This is a genomic window from Providencia sp. Je.9.19, from assembly GCF_051129765.1.
Taxonomy (GTDB): Bacteria; Pseudomonadota; Gammaproteobacteria; order Enterobacterales; family Enterobacteriaceae; genus Providencia.
Map to the genome: position 1 here is coordinate 803,027 of NZ_JBCPSS010000001.1, position 18,182 is coordinate 821,208.

General features: G+C 37.1%; 14 protein-coding genes and 1 tRNA gene. 7 read left to right on the top strand and 8 right to left on the bottom strand.

Annotation, left to right across the window (positions count from 1 at the left end; translation table 11 throughout):
- Window positions 1–97 precede the first annotated feature (97 nt).
- Window positions 98–742, bottom strand: coding sequence for a YchE family NAAT transporter (locus AAZR93_RS03770; RefSeq protein ID WP_294349866.1), 645 nt, complete (start codon window positions 740–742; stop codon window positions 98–100).
- Between the two features lie 530 nt (window positions 743–1,272).
- On the opposite strand from AAZR93_RS03770, the gene adhE reads away from it, so the two are divergent.
- The gene (adhE, locus tag AAZR93_RS03775) at window positions 1,273–3,936 is read left to right on the top strand and encodes a bifunctional acetaldehyde-CoA/alcohol dehydrogenase (protein ID WP_294106040.1); all 2,664 of its coding nucleotides are present in this window, start codon (window positions 1,273–1,275) and stop codon (window positions 3,934–3,936) included.
- Window positions 3,937–4,142: 206 nt separating this feature from the next.
- Here adhE and AAZR93_RS03780 read toward each other — a convergent pair whose 3' ends face one another.
- Window positions 4,143–4,772, bottom strand: a complete 630-nt coding sequence (locus AAZR93_RS03780) for a thymidine kinase (RefSeq protein WP_294106037.1) — start codon at window positions 4,770–4,772, stop codon at window positions 4,143–4,145.
- A 533-nt stretch (window positions 4,773–5,305) separates the two neighbouring features.
- Between AAZR93_RS03780 and hns the strand changes: the two genes are divergently transcribed.
- Window positions 5,306–5,716 carry a histone-like nucleoid-structuring protein H-NS gene (gene hns, locus AAZR93_RS03785; protein ID WP_294106034.1) on the top strand — a complete coding sequence of 137 codons (411 nt, stop codon included), beginning with the start codon at window positions 5,306–5,308 and terminating at the stop codon, window positions 5,714–5,716.
- 422 nt (window positions 5,717–6,138) lie between these two features.
- Here the strand turns inward: hns and galU are convergent, their stop codons facing one another.
- Window positions 6,139–7,068 carry a UTP--glucose-1-phosphate uridylyltransferase GalU gene (galU, locus tag AAZR93_RS03790; RefSeq protein ID WP_294106029.1) on the bottom strand — a complete coding sequence of 310 codons (930 nt, stop codon included), beginning with the start codon at window positions 7,066–7,068 and terminating at the stop codon, window positions 6,139–6,141.
- Between the two features lie 167 nt (window positions 7,069–7,235).
- Window positions 7,236–8,246 (bottom strand): two-component system response regulator RssB, encoded by a 1,011-nt coding sequence (gene rssB / locus AAZR93_RS03795; protein WP_294106193.1) that lies wholly within the window; start codon window positions 8,244–8,246, stop codon window positions 7,236–7,238.
- Between the two features lie 131 nt (window positions 8,247–8,377).
- On the opposite strand from rssB, the gene AAZR93_RS03800 reads away from it, so the two are divergent.
- The 3 genes from AAZR93_RS03800 (at window position 8,378) to AAZR93_RS03810 (ending at window position 10,201) form a co-directional block, all read left to right on the top strand.
- Complete coding sequence (locus tag AAZR93_RS03800; protein ID WP_434719024.1) at window positions 8,378–8,854, top strand: YchJ family protein; 477 nt, start codon at window positions 8,378–8,380, stop codon at window positions 8,852–8,854.
- A 108-nt stretch (window positions 8,855–8,962) separates the two neighbouring features.
- Window positions 8,963–9,811, top strand: coding sequence for a formyltetrahydrofolate deformylase (gene purU / locus AAZR93_RS03805; RefSeq protein WP_294106024.1), 849 nt, complete (start codon window positions 8,963–8,965; stop codon window positions 9,809–9,811).
- Window positions 9,812–10,116: 305 nt separating this feature from the next.
- Window positions 10,117–10,201: transfer RNA gene (locus AAZR93_RS03810), tRNA-Tyr, on the top strand.
- Between the two features lies 1 nt (window position 10,202).
- Here AAZR93_RS03810 and AAZR93_RS03815 read toward each other — a convergent pair.
- The gene (locus AAZR93_RS03815; RefSeq protein ID WP_294106192.1) at window positions 10,203–11,078 is read right to left on the bottom strand and encodes a LysR family transcriptional regulator; all 876 of its coding nucleotides are present in this window, start codon (window positions 11,076–11,078) and stop codon (window positions 10,203–10,205) included.
- Window positions 11,079–11,531: 453 nt separating this feature from the next.
- Here AAZR93_RS03815 and xthA point away from each other — a divergent pair, with 453 nt between their 5' ends.
- Window positions 11,532–12,344 (top strand): exodeoxyribonuclease III, encoded by an 813-nt coding sequence (gene xthA / locus AAZR93_RS03820; RefSeq protein WP_294106021.1) that lies wholly within the window; start codon window positions 11,532–11,534, stop codon window positions 12,342–12,344.
- Between the two features lie 64 nt (window positions 12,345–12,408).
- Here the strand turns inward: xthA and AAZR93_RS03825 are convergent, their stop codons facing one another.
- Genes AAZR93_RS03825 through AAZR93_RS03835 form a run of 3 tightly spaced genes read right to left on the bottom strand, consistent with a single transcriptional unit; the run spans window position 12,409 to window position 15,952 of the window.
- Window positions 12,409–14,343 carry a DNA topoisomerase III gene (locus tag AAZR93_RS03825; protein WP_294106019.1) on the bottom strand — a complete coding sequence of 645 codons (1,935 nt, stop codon included), beginning with the start codon at window positions 14,341–14,343 and terminating at the stop codon, window positions 12,409–12,411.
- Between the two features lie 3 nt (window positions 14,344–14,346).
- Complete coding sequence (gene selD / locus AAZR93_RS03830) at window positions 14,347–15,390, bottom strand: selenide, water dikinase SelD (protein ID WP_434719025.1); 1,044 nt, start codon at window positions 15,388–15,390, stop codon at window positions 14,347–14,349.
- A gap of 10 nt (window positions 15,391–15,400) precedes the next feature.
- Window positions 15,401–15,952: an NAD(P)H nitroreductase gene (locus tag AAZR93_RS03835; RefSeq protein ID WP_294106014.1), complete on the bottom strand. Its 552-nt coding sequence runs from the start codon at window positions 15,950–15,952 to the stop codon at window positions 15,401–15,403.
- A 319-nt stretch (window positions 15,953–16,271) separates the two neighbouring features.
- On the opposite strand from AAZR93_RS03835, the gene sppA reads away from it, so the two are divergent.
- Window positions 16,272–18,128 (top strand): signal peptide peptidase SppA, encoded by a 1,857-nt coding sequence (sppA, locus tag AAZR93_RS03840; protein WP_434719026.1) that lies wholly within the window; start codon window positions 16,272–16,274, stop codon window positions 18,126–18,128.
- Window positions 18,129–18,182 lie beyond the last annotated feature (54 nt).

Genomic DNA, 18,182 nt, shown 5'->3' on the forward strand with positions numbered 1-18,182 from the left:
TTAATGGTAATACTTTGATTTTTTAAAAGTAAATGAGATTAGAGGTTGGATAGCCGCCTAGGTTTAGCCGGCTATTTTGAATAGAAGAATATAAAAATTAGAGTAAACCAGGAAATATCGCTTTCACACCAGTGACAATGAATTCAATACCTAATGACATAAGCAGTAAACCCATAATACGAGTCACAACGTTAATACCTGTTTGCCCAAGATAACGAACAAGTAAAGATGCTGAACGAAACAATAACCAACAACAAAAAGCAAAAAATATACTCGTAATCGCTAAACCGATAAAATTCTGCCATCCATTCCATCGAGAAGACCAGACAATACAAGAACTGATTGCACCAGGTCCTGCCATAAGTGGTAATGCCAAAGGTACCACTCCGATACTGTCGCGAACGGCGGTTTCTGTTTTTTCTTGTTTATTTTGTTTATCTTCACCTATTTTTCCGCTGATCATCGACATCGCGATCGTTACAATGAGTATTCCACCCGCAATACGAAACGAATCTATCGAAATACCAAAGAGTGCAAGTATTGAGTCACCCACTAATAAAGAAATACAAAGAATAATCGCTACTGAAGAATTAGCGACCGTATTTGTTTTATTCCTTCCCGCAATACCTTGATAGTTAGTCATACTAATAAACACCGGTAGAATTCCTACTGGGTTTACTAACGCAAATAGACCAATAAAAAACTTAATATAGCCCGATAAATCCAGTAATGCTGCGCTCACCCATTCATATCCTTACAAGATTCTCATTCGAGAGATTTCACCTATTGCTAATCTTATCATTGATACAATTAAATTCCTTGAACAAACCATGATTTCCTTTAATTTGATTATGTTACTTTTTATCTTCCTTTTAATGGTGACTTATTTTTGTAACTTAAAAATTGTAAAAAGTTTTAAAATTCACCTTCTATCCGACCATAAAGGTAAATTTATTAATAAATATTCATCATCAATTTAACTTAAGCCGAAATATTCATGCTGAAAGGTGTCAGCTTGCATTTTTTGTGATTAAGATCACTTTATTTAATTACTAATTTGCTAACCTGTTACCAACTGATAGAGACACTACCTTGCAGATAACAGATCATTTCATTCAATTTTAAACAGATTTTTAAGCCAATTAGCAGTAACGAGCAGAAATATTAATAAAACTATCTATACTTTTCTTTCCGGCTAGTCTTATTACTACAGTATTTATAGATGCATTGCTCATTGGCTTAAAAATTTAACATTTATCAGGAGTAATCTATATGTCCGTAACTAACGTTACCGAACTCAATGAACTCGTTGCTCGTGTCAAAAAAGCTCAACGTGAATTCGCAGGCTTTTCTCAAGAAAAAGTGGATAGAATTTTTCGCGCTGCTGCACTTGCTGCCGCAGATGCGCGTATCCCATTAGCGAAGCTCGCAGTCGAAGAATCAGGAATGGGTATTGTTGAAGATAAAGTGATTAAAAACCACTTCGCTTCAGAGTATATCTATAACGCATACAAAGATGAGAAAACCTGTGGCGTGCTCTCTGAAGATCCAACATTTGGCACAATTACTATTGCTGAACCTATTGGAATCATCTGTGGTATTGTCCCAACAACAAACCCAACCTCTACTGCTATCTTTAAATCACTGATTAGCTTAAAAACGCGTAATGCCATTATTTTTTCACCACATCCACGTGCTAAAAATGCCACTAATCGTGCAGCTGAAATCGTCTTAAAAGCAGCAATTGAAGCTGGGGCACCAAAAGATATTATTGGTTGGATAGATGCACCGACGGTTGAACTTTCAAATGCATTAATGCACCACACTGACATTAACCTGATCTTAGCGACAGGTGGTCCTGGAATGGTTAAAGCAGCTTACAGCTCAGGAAAACCAGCAATTGGTGTTGGTGCAGGTAATACACCAGTCGTTATCGATGAAACAGCAGATATTAAGCGCGCAGTTGCCTCTATTTTAATGTCTAAAACATTTGATAATGGCGTTATTTGTGCCTCAGAGCAATCTGTCGTTGTTGTTGATGAAATTTATAACCAAGTCCGTGAACGTTTTTCTAAACATGGCGGCTACCTACTCCAAGGTAAAGAACTTAAGGCCATTCAAGATATCATCTTAAAAAATGGCAATTTAAATGCAGCTATCGTTGGTCAGCCTGCCTATAAAATTGCAGAAATGGCTGGTATCACCGTTCCAGTGACCACTAAAATCCTAATTGGTGAAGTTAAAGTCATTGATGATTCAGAACCTTTCGCTCACGAAAAATTATCGCCTCTTTTAGCTATGTATCGCGGTAAGAATTTTGAAGATGCTGTTGAAAAAGCTGAACAATTGGTAGAAATGGGCGGTATAGGCCACACTTCATGCCTTTATACAGATCAAGACAATCAACATGCTCGCGTTAATTATTTTGGCGACAAAATGAAAACCGCTCGTATCTTAATCAATACCCCTGCATCCCAAGGTGGTATTGGTGATCTGTACAACTTTAAATTAGCACCATCTCTAACGCTAGGTTGCGGTTCTTGGGGGGGTAACTCCATCTCAGAAAACGTTGGACCAAAACACCTAATTAACACAAAAACTGTGGCGAAAAGAGCTGAAAACATGTTATGGCATAAACTTCCTAACTCAATTTACTTCCGCCGTGGTTGTTTACCTATTGCTCTTGAAGAAATTGCGACTGACGGTGCAAAACGCGTACTCATCGTAACGGATAGCTACTTGTTTAATAATGGCTATGTAGATGAAGTCGTTAACGTTCTGAAAAAACATCATATCGAAACAGATGTGTTTTTCGAAGTTGAAGCTGACCCTACTTTGTCTGTTGTCCGTAAAGGTGCAGCGCAGATGAATGCATTCCAACCCGATGTGATTATTGCATTAGGTGGTGGTTCACCAATGGATGCAGCGAAAATTATGTGGGTAATGTACGAGCATCCAGAAACTCATTTTGAAGAATTGGCATTACGCTTTATGGATATCCGTAAACGTATTCACCGTTTCCCTAAAATGGGTGTAAAAGCAAAACTAGTTGCAATCACAACGACATCAGGTACAGGTTCTGAAGTGACACCATTTGCCGTAGTGACAGATGACAAAACAGGCCAAAAATATCCACTTGCTGATTACGCATTAACACCAAACATGGCCATTGTGGATGCTAATTTAGTCATGGATATGCCTAAGTCATTGACCGCTTTCGGTGGTCTTGATGCCGTCACTCACGCACTAGAAGCTTATGTTTCTGTTTTAGCAAGTGAATTTACTGATGGGCAAGCGCTTCAAGCTTTAAGTTTATTAAAAGAATACTTGCCAGCAAGTTATCATGAAGGTGCTAAGAACCCTGTAGCAAGAGAGCGCGTACATAATGCAGCAACCCTTGCTGGTATTGCATTTGCTAACGCATTCTTAGGCGTATGCCACTCAATGGCTCACAAACTTGGTTCTGAGTTCCATATTCCACATGGTTTGGCAAACGCATTGTTGATTTGTAATGTAATTCGTTTCAATGCAAATGAAAACCCAACAAAACAAACTGCATTTAGCCAATACGACCGTCCTCACGCTCATCGTCAATATGCTGAAATTGCCGATCATCTGGGATTAAGTAAATCAGGTGACCGTACTGCGGCTAAAATACAAAGACTATTAGCATGGTTAGACGAAATTAAAGCAGATTTAGGTATTCCTAAATCTATACGTGAAGCTGGTGTTACTGAAGCTGATTTCTTAGCGAAAATAGACAAGCTATCGGAAGATGCATTCGATGACCAATGTACAGGTGCAAACCCACGCTACCCGTTAATCTCGGAAATTAAACAGATCTTATTAGACTCATTCTATGGCCGTGAATTTTCAGAAGAAATTGTAGCCCCTGCTGAAGCACCAAAAGCAGAAAAGAAAAGCACTAAAAAATAGTTAATAGTTAATAAAAAAAGGCACTGCATATTATTTGCAGTGCCTTTTCTTTTGAGTAGTTTTAAACATTTATCATATTTAGATATACAACAAATAGTCTATTCTGTTTAGCTTCTATATTAATGCAGTGTTAATCACTTAAATACACTTAAAGAGAGAAGTAAGCATCAATTCATCTATTAAGCTAGTTTAGGCTTGCCCTGCTCTTAACTAAAGTGAATTGGCTTTTTAGGTATTACTCCACTATTCATTAATTTGGCCTGCTCAATGGCTTCTGAGTAGTGTTTGCGACATACCGATATATACTTTTCATTTCCGCCTATATCGACCTGTGCGCCTTCATACATAGCAATACCATCACTACCAATTCTTAATACTTTATTTGCTTTACGCCCACAATAACAAACCGTTTTAAGCTCAACTAATTTATCGGCCCAAGCTAACAAATATTGACTACCCTCAAATAATAATCCTGAAAAATCTGTCCGTAATCCATAACATAAAACAGGAATATCCGTGTTATCGACTATATGACATAATTCTTCTACTTGTTTTTTTGTGAGAAATTGACATTCATCAATAAGCACACAATGTACTTTTTGAATACTATTTTCATTATTGATAACATCAGCCATATTGGTTATCGGTGTATATAACAATGCTTCAGCTGATAGTCCTATACGTGATGATACTTTCCCTTTATCAAATCGATTGTCTATCTCAGCAGTAAAAATAACCGTACGCATCCCGCGTTCGTTATAGTTATACGATGATTGTAGTAATGAAGTCGATTTTCCAGCGTTCATCGCTGAATAATAAAAATATAGCTGAGCCATCAAGCTGTTTCCTTAAGAATAATATGCCTAATAATTTTATCATAAAAAGCACTATTAAATTAACAACAAGGATAACAGAGTGCCCTACTTATTGAAAATTTAACTATTTTTATGTAAACATAACATCTCTTTTTTAAAAATGTGTATCTTATAGGCAATAAAATCAATTTGATATTAACTATAAGCGGTTTAAATTAAGGCACATATAGCTAAGTAAGCTCATCATAAAAAGAAAATTTAAGTTAATTCTTCTTACTTTATTCACTAAATTCATAATGTATCGTTATGATTTTTACAGAACTAAGAGAAATATGTTCTTAGATACTTTCGTCTAATTACCTTTTTTTCAATAGTTCTGTTATTGATAATAGTTGTATATATAAACCAACGGAAACTTTATATTTCTTTTGTAAAAAAATTGCATTCTTTAAAGATAACTTTTAAACTACTAAAGTAAATTAGCTATTGCAGAATTTAAAATAGCATTCTATTATTAGCATACACATACCAACAAATAATTTGAGACCAGGAAAATGAGCGAATCTTTAAAAGCGTTAAATAACATCCGTACTCTTCGTGCTCAAGCTCGCGAAGTAACTTTAGAATCTTTAGAAGAAATGCTAGAGAAATTAACTGTCGTTGTTGAAGAACGTCGTGATGAAGAAAGCCAAGTTCGCGCTGAATTAGAAGAGCGTAACCGTAAATTAGAAAAAGTACGTGAAATGATCCTAGAGCAAGGCGTAGATTTAAATGACCTTCTGCAAACTATGGATTCAACTAAAACTACAAGTACCAGAGCTAAACGTGCTGCACGTCCAGCTAAATACAAATATATCGATGAAAATGGCGAAAGCAAAACTTGGACAGGCCAAGGCCGTACTCCAGCTGTAATCAAAGTTGCCATTGAAGAACAAGGTAAATCTTTAGATGATTTCTTAATCTAATTAGCCTAAAAATCTATTCTAAACACCCTTTTTATAAAGGGTGTTTTTGTTTAAATCCTAATATAACAATTTATATTAGCCCTTCTTAAAATTACTCATTCATACTTATAAATCTAGAATAACTCTATATTAATCATCATATTTAGGTTTTCACTGACTCCATCGAGTTACTCTAAAAAACAGGCTTATAAAATAAGCCGTTCGATTAAAGTAAAGATATGTAATTTCAATCACACTTAAAAATATATTTTTAGATAACGAGTTTATGAATTTAGTCCGATTTTTCAAAAAAAAATAACCCGCCTATGCTAAATAAACAATGTTAATTGCCTCATAAAAATGAGTTCATTTACTTATTCTAGATGTACAAAAAAAGGCCTTCACTTTCGTGTTGGCCTTTAATAATATAAAGAGTAGATATATTATTTCAATGTAGCGGATGTATTCAATTTATCTGCTAATTCTTTCACCCACTGAGTAAAATCTTTTCCTAGCGTATCATGTTGTATGCCATATTCGACAAATGCTTTCATGTAACCTAATTTATTACCACAGTCATGACTCTTACCACATAAGTGGTATGCTTCAACAGGCTCATTGTTTGCCATCATTAATGTAATAGCATCCGTTAATTGTATTTCATCACCAGCGCCAGGTGTTGTTTTAGATAAAGCGTCCCAAATCTTTTCGGATAAAACATAACGGCCAACAATAGATAAATTAGAGGGTGCTTCATCTTTACGAGGTTTTTCCACCATACGGACGATTGGCTTACTATCTCCAGGCTGCAATATTTCACCATTACAGTCAACAATACCATAATTAGAAACCTCGTCCTCAGGTACAGGCTCAACGAGTATTTGGCTAGCACCAGACTCTTCATAGTGATCTAACATTTCTCTAAGATTGAATTTAGTTAGGTCAGTACTATAACGGTCTAAAATAACATCAGGTAAAATAACAACGAATGGCTCATCACCCACTAATGGCTTAGCACATAAAATAGCGTGACCTAATCCTTTAGCAATACCTTGGCGAGTTTGCATAATTGTCACATGCCTTGGGCAAATAGATTGCACTTCATCAAGTAGTTGACGTTTAACACGAGCCTCTAAAATCGCTTCAAGTTCAAAACTAGTATCAAAATGATTTTCAATCGAGTTTTTTGATGAATGTGTCACTAATACTATTTCATTGATGCCTGCTGCAATACACTCATTAACAACATATTGAATAAGTGGTTTATCAACAATTGGCAACATTTCCTTTGGAATAGCCTTAGTTGCAGGAAGCATGCGAGTACCTAATCCAGCAACAGGGATTACCGCCTTACGCACTTTACGTTTTATCATTTATCGAAGCTCCAGAAATTTCCTAAGCACCTGCGCCTAATATTTCAGAAATATATAGCTGTGCATTTTCAGTGCGCGGAAGTATATCAGGAATCAACTTTGAATAAATAGCGATGAGTCTGATTAGCTGTTTTTAATGATATTTGAATAATAATGTTAAGCTTGGTTTAAGTTTGTGGGCTAAACATCAGTTTAATTTTTTGACTATTATTACGAATTAAACATTGCCACTCAGACCCCTTAATGTCGAGCTGATTTGATTGATAAAAAGTCAAAGTTCCTAAAGGAATACTTCGTGCTAAGTTAAAATTCCCTTTTTCTGTTGTCACTTCAGCTTCAAGGCCTGCACTAGCCAATATGATAGACTTGTTCTTCGTATTAAAGTAACCCAATAAAAGTGGAAATTGCCCATTAAATCCAGAGTCTTCAAGTAAATAATTTATTTGATTAATTATCTTATCAATTTTTGGCAATTTTTTATCTGGATGGCTCACAGCACTCTTTAATAAGTCATTAAACACCACGCGGATCAAAAACGCAGCCATAACCCCCTCATGAGGGGATCGTTCTGTATCTATACAATAAAAGCCGATTTGACTATCTGACAACGCAGCTAAATCGAGTAATAAACCAAATCGATTCGCTTCATTCAATTGTCGATAATTAATCCTATAATTATTTATAATCTGGCTCACTGGTGGCTGTAACTGCCTTAATACTGGCATTATATCGTACTCATCATTTTCTAATAAGCTCGATATATTTTGCAATTCCCCCTCAGCCAAAAACGCGGTATTGTATTGTTCAGGATACAATGCGCGATGGATAGTTTTCTTAACCTCATCTAGATTTTTTATTGGTTTAAGCAATGCATCTTTCGCTCCCAGACGAAACATTCTATCCAGTTGAGTGAAATCCGTGGTTGCAGAAATAACAATAACCGGGATATTTATTTCCCTATTCACGAGCTCTATCATGAACGCCTCGCCATTCATGATAGGCATATTTAAGTCACATAAAATAATATCAGGGGCGATATTATGGGCAGTCAGTAGCTCTATAGCCATTTCACCATTGTCGGCAGTATAAACCTGCGTGCCTATATTTTTAAGGTAATCCCCTAAAATGCTTCGAAAAACCTTTTCATCTTCAATTATGAGTATTTTTTTATTTATCATCATTCACCCACCTGCAACTACTCAAACCTGGTTTAATTAACAATACTATTATTCATCCAACAAAATCATTATCTACCCATTTTTAAAGTATAGTGATTTTTGCACCGTATACTTATTTTTATCGAGAAAAAATGAATCTATTACTTGAAAATATTTGCCCTTGTGGGAATCAACAAGAGTTTAGCCACTGTTGTGAACCTTTCTTGCTCGGTAATGCGATACCTGAGACACCTGAGCAATTAATGCGCTCAAGATATAGCGCTTATGTTTGCAAAAATGCAGACTACCTCATTAACACTTGGCATCCTGATTCTAAGGCTCAAAATTTTCGCGAAGAGATAATTAAGAGCTTTGAATCGACCCAATGGTTAGGCCTTCATGTTATTAGTTCTTCTTATGCTAAAAATTCAGATGAGGCATATGTCGAATTTTCGGCTTGCTTTATTGATGAAAAAGCTGATGATAAACAACTTATTCATGAACGTTCCCGTTTTCTTCGCACTAATACGCGTTGGTATTACATAGATGGCACTACACCGAAAGTAAGCCGCAATGACCCGTGTCCTTGCGGTTCAGGTAAAAAATTTAAAAAGTGCTGCCATAGTTAGTGATATGTTTTATCAAAATTCGTTAAGTGCACAGTTTGCCATTGGTCTACTATTTTTGTTTACCCATTAAATAGTTAGACTTTTGCTAGTTAAGGATTAGACAGCTTCATGCAACACAAAAATGTACAAAAAAAAATTCTCAGGACTATTTGCCCTGACGCGAAAGGACTTATCGCCAAAATTACCAATATTTGCTATAAGCACCAACTTAATATCGTTCAGAATAATGAATTTGTCGATCATCTGACCGGCCGCTTTTTCATGAGAACTGAACTTGAGGGGATTTTTAATGATGAAACCCTTCTAGCAGATCTTGACGATGCTCTACCTAAGGGTTCAATACGTGAATTGAATTCATCTGGGCGTCGCCGCATTGTCGTTATGGTGACGAAAGAAGCGCACTGTCTTGGCGATTTACTGATGAAAAGTGCTTACGATGGCTTAGACGTAGAAATTGCAGCGGTTATCGGCAACCATGAAACGTTAAAAAATTTAGTCGAGCAATTTGGTATTCCTTTCCATCATATTAGCCATGAAGGCTTAACGCGTGAACAGCACGACGAAAAAATGACGGCTCAAATTGATCAATATCAGCCTGATTATGTTGTATTAGCAAAATATATGCGCGTATTAACTCCTGAGTTTGTACAACATTATCCAAATCAAATTATCAATATTCACCATTCATTCTTACCTGCCTTTATTGGTGCTCGCCCATACCATCAAGCCTATGAGCGCGGTGTGAAAATTATTGGTGCAACGGCACATTTTGTAAATGATAGCCTTGACGAAGGCCCAATCATCACTCAAAACGTGATTAACATTGATCATACGTTTTCTGCCGATGATATGATGCGTGCAGGGCGTGATGTTGAGAAAAACGTACTCAGCCATGCCCTATCTTGGGTATTGTCTCAGCGTGTATTTGTTTATGGCAACCGGACCATTATTTTATAAGTTCGTTCTTTTATAAGTTCGTTGTTTTTAAAGCCATGCTTTTAGAAAGTCACATGACAATTAAAAGCATGGCTTTTATCTGTCATGAGGATCTCAACAAGTCACTTTATAGAAAGTGATATTTAAATATAATCGTTTTTCATAAAACACTCATCTATAACTGCAACTGTGTTAATTTGTTGTTTTTACAAACATAAAGAATAAAAAAACAGCATTTAGATCTTTTTTTATAATTAATACTTTACAGGGGCGCGTCATTTGATATGATGCCGCCCGCTGAGAACGATTACAGCAATTCAAAATCTGGTGGGATACCCAAGCGGCCAAAGGGAGCAGACTGTAAATCTGCCGTCATCGACTTCGAAGGTTCGAATCCTTCTCCCACCACCATCTAAGATTGTTTTTTACCTAAACTGTCAACAACTCCCATAAAACGATTTAAAACACTTGAATGTGCCTTAGATTTATAGATATAGCAGTTACTTAGCTCTAACATGCGATTCAATGATAAGTAAATTAAAGATTTATCATTTAGCTCATCTTCAGGGTAATGATCAATAATCCCAATAAAATCACCATCCTGTATAAAACTCTGACAACACCCAATATTATCCATTTGCCTAATACTTGATTTACTATCTGTCGTTTCGACTTTTGCAAGCAAATCTGCCATCAAGGCGCTTTTATAAAAAGCAGGGTCACATAGCCATGTACTTTTTTGTAGTAATTCAGTCACGTTAGAATTAAATTTTTCATACAGTTCTTTTCTACAATATATTCCTAGTGGTGAGTTTTCTATTTTCCGCTGTAAAGAAAAACGTTCGCTAATAACGAGCTCTGAGCTTAAAATTAGGGTGTTACCATCATAATCAATAATTTCATCCACCTCATCATAATTAAACCTTAGAATGTTAACTTGAACATTATTTTGATGAGCAGCCTGATAAAGATTAATTAAATGATTTTCCTTACCCCAGTCATAATAAATATTAGCTTCATTGACAACATATCCAGAAAAATGTTTTTTTGTTATTTCTTTTTCTTGTAAGTATAAATCCCTAAGATCGTTATAAAGCTCCTGGCCATCCTTAGTTAATGTCATTCCAAATTTTTCTCGTTTAAAAAGTCGCTTACCTAGGCTAGTTTCAAAATCTTTTATTGATTTAGCGATAGGTGGCGTCGTGCGGTTCATCACCCTTGCCGCCTTGCTTAGCGAGCCATTTTCGACAACTGCCATAAACGCCTCTAATTTTCTTGAAAAGAACATATCTATGACCCCACTATTTATTAAAATATTAACTAACATGATTATTTTTAAAACAATCATTTGTAAGTCAGTCCATAATCTTAAACATCTAATTAAAAATTAAATTTAAATTTTCATTAAATGAATAACAATATTTCTTAAAAGTATTTTTATATTTTCCAACATAGCAAAGCAATATATAATATTGTTTCATTTGATTATTTTTTATGACCCCACTATTAAATCACATTAAAATACAAATAACCAATTGACTTTAAATGAAAAAAATAATTATTAATCATAAAATTAATAATTATTTTTTAATTAAGAATAAACATTTTATATTTAATCAAATTTAAATTTGTCTAATAAATTATAAATTACTCTATAAAAATATATTTGATAGTTACACTATTCTTATCCTCTGGTAGAATCAGCTAAAGTGATAACTAAAAAATAATAGGTACAATGATCATGAAATTCATCTCCTTTAACATTAATGGCCTAAGAGCTCGCCCCCACCAACTTGCTGCTATCATTGAAAAACATCAACCTGAAGTGATAGGCCTACAAGAGATTAAAGTCCATGATGATATGTTTCCTCATGAAGAAGTCGGTAAACTTGGCTACCATGTTTACCATCACGGACAAAAAGGCCATTATGGAGTCGCATTACTATTAAAAAATGAACCTATTGCCGTAAGGAAAGGCTTTCCTACCGATGATGAAGATGCTCAGCGTCGTATCATCATGGCAGATATCGAAACAAACCAAGGCTTATTGACAATTGTTAACGGTTACTTCCCTCAAGGTGAAAGTCGCGACCACCCGACTAAATTTCCAGCAAAAGAAAAATTCTATCGCGACTTACAAGACTACATTACCACTACACAAACTGAAGACTCTCAACTTCTTATTATGGGTGATTTGAATATTAGCCATACCGACCTAGATATTGGTATTGGTGAAGTCAATCGTAAACGCTGGTTAAAAACAGGGAAATGTTCATTTCTGCCAGAAGAGCGGGAATGGCTTGATAGACTCATGAATTGGGGATTAGTCGATACTTATCGCGCTAAAAACCCTAATGTATCAGATTGTTATTCATGGTTTGATTACCGCTCTAAAGGTTTTGACGATAACCGTGGCTTACGAATAGATTTACTTCTAGCGTCTAAAAAGCTTGCCGAACAGTGCACTGAAACCGGTATTGATTATGAAATTCGAGGAATGGAAAAACCTTCTGATCATGCACCAGTTTGGGCTGAGTTTAATTTAACAAAATAAGTTCATGCTTGTAGAAATACAAAAAAGGAGCCATTGGCTCCTTTTTAAATTTAATTATTCAATTTTAATCACTTTTCTTTTTACTTTTTTTATCACTTTTGACTTTAGTGACTTTTTTAGTGCCTTTGCTTGCTGCAACCGGTGGTAACTCTCTAAAAGCACGCAAATTTGTATATTGACGGGCCTGATGTATCAGTTGAATCAGTGTTTGGCTTAGTGGTTGCATAAAATCATCGTAACGGGTTTGTTTCTCACTAATTTGAGTTAGTCGAGATTCCCACTGAGCAGTCATATCTGGCAATGTCGCCATATCGGGTAGCACATGAATTAACGCTCTACCAGCAGGAGAAGAGTGAATATTTCGACCTTTTTTAAACAAAAACTGTCTTTTGAATAGTAAATCAATAATACCCGCTCGAGTCGCTTCCGTTCCCAAACCATCCGTTTCACGCAATACTTTTTTTAATGCTTTGTCTTGAACAAATCGAGCAATACCAGTCATAGCCGACAGCAATGTTGCATCAGTAAAAGGTCTAGGTGGCTGAGTTTGTCTCTCAATCACTTCCCCCTTCTCACACAATAGCTCATCACCTTTACTCACAACAGGTAATGGCATTCCATCATTTTCTGCATCGCGCTCTTTACCACCAAGTACGACTCGCCAACCCGCCTCTGCAAGAAACCGTGCTTTAGCATTAAATTTACCGTTTTCGATTTCTAAATCGATTGTGCATTTTCGATAAACTGCATCAGACATAAATTGAATAATATATTGACGAGCGACTAACTGATAAATATTAGCTTCATGTTCTGTTAGCTTCGTAGCAGATGTTTTAGCCGTAGGAATAATCGCATGGTGGGCATCGACCTTTTTGTCGTCCCAACAACGATTTTTTTTGTCTAATTCAGGTAATTCAAACTCAGTAAGCTCAGGTTGATGCACTGCAATGGCATTAAGCACAGAATGACGCCCAGCAAAATGCTCATCGGGTAAATATCGACTATCAGAACGCGGATAGGTAATAAGCTTATGGGTTTCATATAGGCGCTGACAAATATCGAGGACTTCCTGAGCGCTTAAGCCAAATTTTTTAGCCGCTTCAATCTGCAACGCAGAAAGAGAAAATGGTAACGGCGCGATTTCAGATTCACGTTTATCTTGATATTGCGTGACAATCGCAGGTTTACCTTCAATGCGTGCAATAACATGCTCAGCTAATGGACGATGAAATAAGCGACCTTCTTCATCTTGATAGTCGAGACAAGATTCACTTGGCTGCCATGTTGCCACAAAGCGTTCATCCAGTGGTGTCACTATATGCGCTTTAACTTCAAAATAATCTTTGGAAATAAAATTTTCTATTTCTTCGTCACGTCGAACGACCAGCCCCAAAATCGGAGTTTGGACACGCCCAACTGACAGAACACCTTGATAGCCACCTCGTTGGCCTAATAATGTATAGGCTCGAGTCATATTAATACCGTAAAGCCAATCAGCACGCGCTCTAGCTAATGCTGATACACACAAAGGGATAAAGTCACGGTTTTCTCTTAATCGCTCTATTGCTCTTTCTACTGCCTGTGGATTAAGGTCATTAATCAGACAACGTTTAACTGTCTTTCTTTTTTCATCGGGTAACTTTAAAAAATCGAGAACTTCATCTACCAGCAACTGTCCTTCTCTATCAGGGTCTCCTGCGTGAATAATGACAGTTGCTTGCTTTAATAGCACTTCAATTGTTTTCAGTTGTTTGGTTACTGAGGGCCGCGGTTTTAATAGCCATTTATCCGGGATAATTGGCAAATCTTGTAAATTCCAACGGGCGTAGCGCGGCTCATAAGCGTCCGGCTCAGCTTGCTCTAATAGATGGCCAATACACCATGTCACTGTTTGACCATCACCACATTGAATAAAACCATCGCCCCGTTTATGAGGTTTTGGTAATACATCCGCAATTGCCCTAGCAAGGCTGGGCTTTTCCGCAATAAACAAACGCATGAATTAATCTATCACTTCAATTAAAGGTCCATTGTCCCTATGGGGTAATAATTTACCGATAGACTGTAACAAAACACCCTGCTGCTGTGCAATGTCTTTAATTTTAGCTATTTCTGTAGGTTTCACTGCAATCAGTAATCCACCTGAAGTTTGTGGGTCACAAAGTAATTTACGCTGTAAATCGGTCATTGGTGCAATAAGATGACCATAACTATCAAAATTACGTTGAGTTCCACCTGGCACACAACCCGCTTCAATATATTTTTCTACATCCGCAAGTTTAGGTACTTTACTAAATGAAATTTGTGCACGAACACCAGAGCCTTCGCAAATTTCACTCAAGTGACCTAATAGTCCAAATCCCGTCACGTCAGTCATCGCAGTAACACCATCAAGCGGGGCAATCACTGCACCTAATTTGTTTAATTGGCACATTGTTTCAGATGCAAGGTTTTGATGTTCAGGTGATAAAACGCCTTTTTTCTCAGCGGTGGTCAGAATACCAATCCCGAGTGGTTTGGTTAAAAATAGCTCGCAATCGACTGTAGCCGCACTATTTTTCTTCACATAAGCAGTATTCACCACGCCAGTCACAGCTAAACCAAAAATAGGTTCTGGTGCATCAATCGAATGTCCACCCGCCAATGAGATCCCTGCATCAGCACAAGCTGCGCGACCACCCTCAATCACTTCACGGGCAACTTCAGGTGGTAACTTCGCAATTGGCCAACCTAAAATGGCAATCGCCATAATCGGTTTACCGCCCATTGCAAAAATATCACTAATTGCATTTGTTGCCGCAATACGACCAAATTCAAAAGGCGAATCAACAATCGGCATAAAAAAGTCAGTCGTACTGATGATGCCAATCCCATTACCTAAATCATAAACTGCAGCATCATCTTTTGTTTCATTGCCCACTAACAAATGTGGATCATGAAATTTGGCTTGCTCTGTATGTAGAATTTGTTCAAGCACTTTTGGCGCAATTTTACATCCACAACCAGCACCATGGCTGTATTGCGTTAATCTAATTTTTTCAGTCATTTTAATCTCTTTAAAAATGCGTTACAAAACCTGTCATATCAGGACGTTGAACTTTAACTGGTGCTTTTAGTTCGGGTGTTCCTAAATACAGAAAACCCACAATATGATCATTTTCTTCACAACCCAAACCTTCGCGAACAACAGTATCCTCAGTCCATGAGCCAGAACGCCAAATACCACCAAATCCTTGAGCAACAGCAGCCATTTGCATAGCTTGTACCGCGCAGCTTGCTGCCACTATTTGTTCCCATTGCGGTACTTTAGGATGATCTTGAACTTTAGCAATAACTGTTATAATTAGCGGTGCACGAAAAGGTGCATTACGTGCTTTTTCTTCCACTTCAGCACCTAATTTCCCGTCTATTGCAGCTTTTTCAAGGAGTTGACTAAATTTTGCGATCCCTTCATTTTGCATCACTATAAAATGCCACGGTCGCAATGAACCATGATCAGGGGCTCTCATCCCCGCCGCGAGTATATTTTCTAGTTCTTCACCTTGTGGGGCTGGTGTTGTCAGCCTTGAAGCTGAACGGCGATTCAACAAAAGGGTTAAAGCATCCATTTTCGTCTCCGATTAAGCGTAAACTGATATGATAGTCGTTTAAACGAGGAATCATACTCACTTTATATATTTGTTATTTGTTGCTGTCCGTGAAACTTAATCCATCTGATATCATTGACTAAGTGGCTCGTATCAGCAAAAGTGTGTACCAATTACTTTATTAATTCATTGAATTGTATCATTTGTATGTATTGAAAAATATAATCATCACATTGTACCTCTCTCATAACCGTTTTGTTATGAATAATAATGTGTTTGATTTACGTACAACTGTATTATTAAACATACAAAACTGTATCGATTACGTTCTGGAGAAGTTATGCGCCAAATATGGGAAATTATCGCCACCGTCTTTAAATTTAGCTGGCGAATACTGAATTTTATTAGGGAACTCGTATTCAACACTATTTTTATTGTGTTGTTCTTTGTGGTAATAGGTTCAGTTGTATTATATCAATCTGATTCTAAACCCGAAAAAAATTATTTTGGTGCACTTTATGTCGATCTTCAAGGTGTTATTGTTGATCAAGTTTCAGCGCCCGACCCTTTTGGGCGAATGAGCAGAGAACTTCTTGGCACATCAAATAGTCGTATGCAGGAAAATTCACTATTTGATATTGTAGATGCCATACGTAACGCACAGAATGATGACCGGATCACCGGTATGGTACTGCGTTTAGATAACTTAGTCGGTGCAGATCAACCATCTCTTGCTTATATTGGCAAAGCGATTAAAGAATTCAAAGCCTCGGGTAAACCTGTTTACGCCATCGGTGATAATTTTAGCCAACCTCAATATTATTTAGCCAGTTTTGCTGATGATATTTATCTATCACCTCAAGGTTCTGTGGGTGTCTTGGGCTTTTCTACCAACAGTATTTATTATAAATCGCTACTAGAAACCTTAAAAGTTAGCAGTCATATTTTTCGTGTTGGTACATATAAATCAGCCGTTGAGCCTATGATGCGTGACAATATGTCACCTGAAGCACGTGAAGCAAACCAACAGTGGTTAAATGCATTATGGCACAATTATCTTTCGGCCTTAGCAACCAACAGGAATACAACGGATAAACAAATTTTTCCGGGTGCCGATGAGATACTGAATCAGTTACGTGCCAATAAAGGCAGTAGTGCACAATATGCACTAAAACAAAAATTAGTAGATAAAATTTACACCCATGAAGAATCTGAAAATATTTTGACTAAACACTTTGGTTGGAATAAAGAGGATAAGCAATTTAACAGCATTAGTATCTATGATTATTCGGTTCAAACAGCTGATACCTCAACAAATAAAACGGGTAATATTGCCGTTATTGTTGTACAAGGTGCCATTATGGATGGACCGCAAACAGCTGGGATCGCAGGCGGTGATACTATTGCTTCACAAATTCGTGATGCTCGACTTGATGACAACATTAAAGCCATTATTTTACGTGTAAATAGCCCAGGCGGAAGTGTCAGTGCCTCAGATTTAATCCGCAGTGAATTAGCCTCTGTTCGCGCAGCAGGTAAACCTATAGTTGTATCTATGGGAGGAATGGCGGCATCTGGAGGCTATTGGGTATCAACCCCTGCCAATTACATTATTGCTAGCCCAAGCACACTTACCGGCTCTATTGGGATCTTTGGTGTGATCAACACATTCGAAAATACCTTAGAAACTATCGGTGTCTATACTGATGGTGTATCAACTTCACCACTCGCAGACCTTTCACTAACAAAAGGTATCACTCCTCAGTTTTCAGACATGATGCAATTAACTATCGAAAATGGCTATGAAACATTTATTGGCTTAGTGGCTAAATCTCGTCATAAAACACCAGCGGAAATAGATAAAATTGCACAAGGTCGTGTATGGGTTGGTCAAGATGCCTTAAAAAATGGTTTAGTTGATGAACTCGGAGACTTTGATGATGCTGTATCAAAAGCCGCAGAGCTTGCCAAACTTGATTCCGTTGAACTCGATTGGATGTCGCCTGAGCTTTCATTTATGGATCAACTCCTCCTTGAGCTAACCACAAATGTACAGGCCGTGATGCCCGATATGTTGCAAGCGTTCTTGCCTCCTGCCGTTGCAACTGATATCCGCCAACAAGCACAATTCTTTTTAAAAATGAATGATCCACAAAATCGATATGCATTTTGCCTGAACTGCGCTGATATTAACTAAATATTGCCCCCTCAATCAAATGAGGGGGATTTATCTAGAGTTACAGCACCGTAT

Excerpts from the sequence above, each read along its gene's own strand:
- adhE (WP_294106040.1), top strand. The coding sequence starts at position 1,273 with ATGTCCGTAACTAACGTTACCGAACTCAATGAACTCGTTGCTCGTGTC.
- AAZR93_RS03780 (WP_294106037.1), bottom strand. The coding sequence starts at position 4,772 with ATGGCTCAGCTATATTTTTATTATTCAGCGATGAACGCTGGAAAATCG.
- hns (WP_294106034.1), top strand. The coding sequence starts at position 5,306 with ATGAGCGAATCTTTAAAAGCGTTAAATAACATCCGTACTCTTCGTGCT.
- galU (WP_294106029.1), bottom strand. The coding sequence starts at position 7,068 with ATGATAAAACGTAAAGTGCGTAAGGCGGTAATCCCTGTTGCTGGATTA.
- rssB (WP_294106193.1), bottom strand. The coding sequence starts at position 8,246 with ATGATAAATAAAAAAATACTCATAATTGAAGATGAAAAGGTTTTTCGA.
- AAZR93_RS03800 (WP_434719024.1), top strand. The coding sequence starts at position 8,378 with ATGAATCTATTACTTGAAAATATTTGCCCTTGTGGGAATCAACAAGAG.
- purU (WP_294106024.1), top strand. The coding sequence starts at position 8,963 with ATGCAACACAAAAATGTACAAAAAAAAATTCTCAGGACTATTTGCCCT.
- AAZR93_RS03815 (WP_294106192.1), bottom strand. The coding sequence starts at position 11,078 with ATGTTCTTTTCAAGAAAATTAGAGGCGTTTATGGCAGTTGTCGAAAAT.
- xthA (WP_294106021.1), top strand. The coding sequence starts at position 11,532 with ATGAAATTCATCTCCTTTAACATTAATGGCCTAAGAGCTCGCCCCCAC.
- AAZR93_RS03825 (WP_294106019.1), bottom strand. The coding sequence starts at position 14,343 with ATGCGTTTGTTTATTGCGGAAAAGCCCAGCCTTGCTAGGGCAATTGCG.
- selD (WP_434719025.1), bottom strand. The coding sequence starts at position 15,390 with ATGACTGAAAAAATTAGATTAACGCAATACAGCCATGGTGCTGGTTGT.
- AAZR93_RS03835 (WP_294106014.1), bottom strand. The coding sequence starts at position 15,952 with ATGGATGCTTTAACCCTTTTGTTGAATCGCCGTTCAGCTTCAAGGCTG.
- sppA (WP_434719026.1), top strand. The coding sequence starts at position 16,272 with ATGCGCCAAATATGGGAAATTATCGCCACCGTCTTTAAATTTAGCTGG.